The sequence below is a fragment of the Campylobacter sp. US50a genome, from assembly GCF_004379015.1.
Lineage (GTDB): Bacteria > Campylobacterota > Campylobacteria > Campylobacterales > Campylobacteraceae > Campylobacter_D > Campylobacter_D jejuni.
On record NZ_RYYJ01000034.1, the window covers coordinates 1 to 1,719 of the forward strand.

The window sequence follows — 1,719 nt, forward strand, 5'->3', positions numbered from 1 at the left end:
AACTTTCAATTAAAATAATAAAAGCTCTACTATCGCCTGTATTTATAAACAATCCTATGCCAATAGATTCCATGAATCTTAAGATTGCTTTTGTGGGTATTTTTGTAAATATTGCTATTTTTTTGAAAAAATCTTTCTTTTTTCTCCTTATCTTATAACAAAAAAATGCTAAAAGTCAAGGGATATTAATATCCCTAGTGGAATAAAACTATCCCACCTTAGGGTTAAGTTACACTAGATTGTTTCTAGTGTGAGAGTATTATTTTAAATGTTTTACCATAAAGTCCATTATTGCCCAAACACTTGAAATTATAGTGGCAATGCTAACAACACAAGCTCCTATAAGCCAATAGATTCCTTGTTGTTTTAATGAACTTATTGATAGTTTGATTTCACTTTGTAAGGAACTTTCCATTCGTTTGATTTCGGCTTCAAGTCCTTTAGTCTCAGATTGGAATAAATCCTTGCTAACCAACTCATTTCTTATTTGCTCAATGGCTTCTTGCTTTAAATTCCCAAAATTAAGCCTTTGCGTTGTTGCTCTATCATTAGCAAATTCTTCAAAAGCTTGAATGAGCTTTTTAGCTTGATTAGTATCTGAAAAAATACTTTCCAATAATGCTTTAAAGCTCTCATTGAGTGTAATTTCTTTTTTCATGGCATATCCTTGCATACTAACTCCTAAATTATAACATATTTTCATGTGCGTTCTTAGGCTACATTTCCAATTTGCTTCCACCATGTTTTTTTCTTAGAGTGAAATCTATAACCTAATTGCTTGATTTTTTCATTTAAACCATAGGTATTTCTTACAATTCAATAATAACCATCTTCATTTTTCACTTTGAGTCCCAAAGATAACAAAACTTGTCTTTCATCTTCGCTAAAAGTTGTAGCGTTTGATTGTGAAAAGTTTTGTGAGAAATCAACTTTCTTTTTGTTTTCATGAGTATTGTTTTGGTAAGCTTCAATATCGATAACAATATCGCTACTTTCAGTAACTCCAACACCCATTTCTTCAGCAGAATATAATCCACTAAGTTGGAATTTTACCACTAGCCCAAGTATTTATTGTAGAAGCAAAGACATCTAATTGTCTTCCTAATTCAGTTTGAGTAATGTTTAACTCTTTACACACTTCTTTAATAATATTTTCTTTCTCTTCTGTCATGCTAATCCTTTATTTTAGATTAATATTTTTTAATAATAATTTTTTCATTACTTTTCAGAAATGAAAGGATTTGGCTCATTTTTTGAGTTTCCCTATCTTAGTGCAGGGCTTATTATATTTTCTACTATTTTATTTTTAATCATTTCAAAATCTTTGTCATTGATTTTTCCTATGTAAGTTTTTATTCTTTTAGTATCAAAAACTCTCATTTGTCTTAAAAGTACAACTTGTAAAGTACCTTTATTGTCCTTAAATTTGTGAAATAAAAAGCCTTTTTTGTTTTTAGTCTTAGAACTTAAAGGTGCGCCTAAAAATGTGCCATTATAAAAACTATTCACTATCAAAACAGGACGCGTAAAAAACTCATTTTTACCTTAAACTTCAGCACCGATATTTAAACCAATGCTAAGCCAATAAATCTTTTTTTTACACTAACTTTTCTGATTAATTTTACTTTGTTTAAGCTCTTTTTTCGTTCGTTCCAGCTGTCAAATTGCACTTCGTTCGTTTTATTCCTTTATATCTTTTGGCATAATGCTATGTAGTGC

The 1,719-nt window shown here is 29.4% G+C and carries 4 protein-coding genes; all 4 read right to left on the reverse strand.

Annotation, left to right across the window (positions count from 1 at the left end; all coding sequences use genetic code 11):
- Nucleotides 1-259: 259 nt before the first annotated feature.
- A complete protein-coding gene (locus tag ELQ11_RS09440) occupies nt 260-658 on the reverse strand; it encodes a hypothetical protein (RefSeq protein ID WP_243833553.1) in 399 nt (132 codons plus the stop codon).
- Between the two features lie 158 nt (nt 659-816).
- Complete coding sequence (locus ELQ11_RS09445; RefSeq protein WP_243833554.1) at nt 817-1,056, reverse strand: hypothetical protein; 240 nt, start codon at nt 1,054-1,056, stop codon at nt 817-819.
- Nucleotides 1,037-1,171: a helix-turn-helix transcriptional regulator gene (locus ELQ11_RS09450; RefSeq protein ID WP_070261078.1), complete on the reverse strand. Its 135-nt coding sequence runs from the start codon at nt 1,169-1,171 to the stop codon at nt 1,037-1,039. The genes ELQ11_RS09445 and ELQ11_RS09450 overlap by 20 nt, the downstream gene beginning before the upstream one ends.
- A 92-nt stretch (nt 1,172-1,263) precedes the next feature.
- Nucleotides 1,264-1,509, reverse strand: coding sequence for a type II toxin-antitoxin system PemK/MazF family toxin (locus ELQ11_RS10405; protein WP_070261079.1), 246 nt, complete (start codon nt 1,507-1,509; stop codon nt 1,264-1,266).
- Between the last annotated feature and the right edge of the window lie 210 nt (nt 1,510-1,719).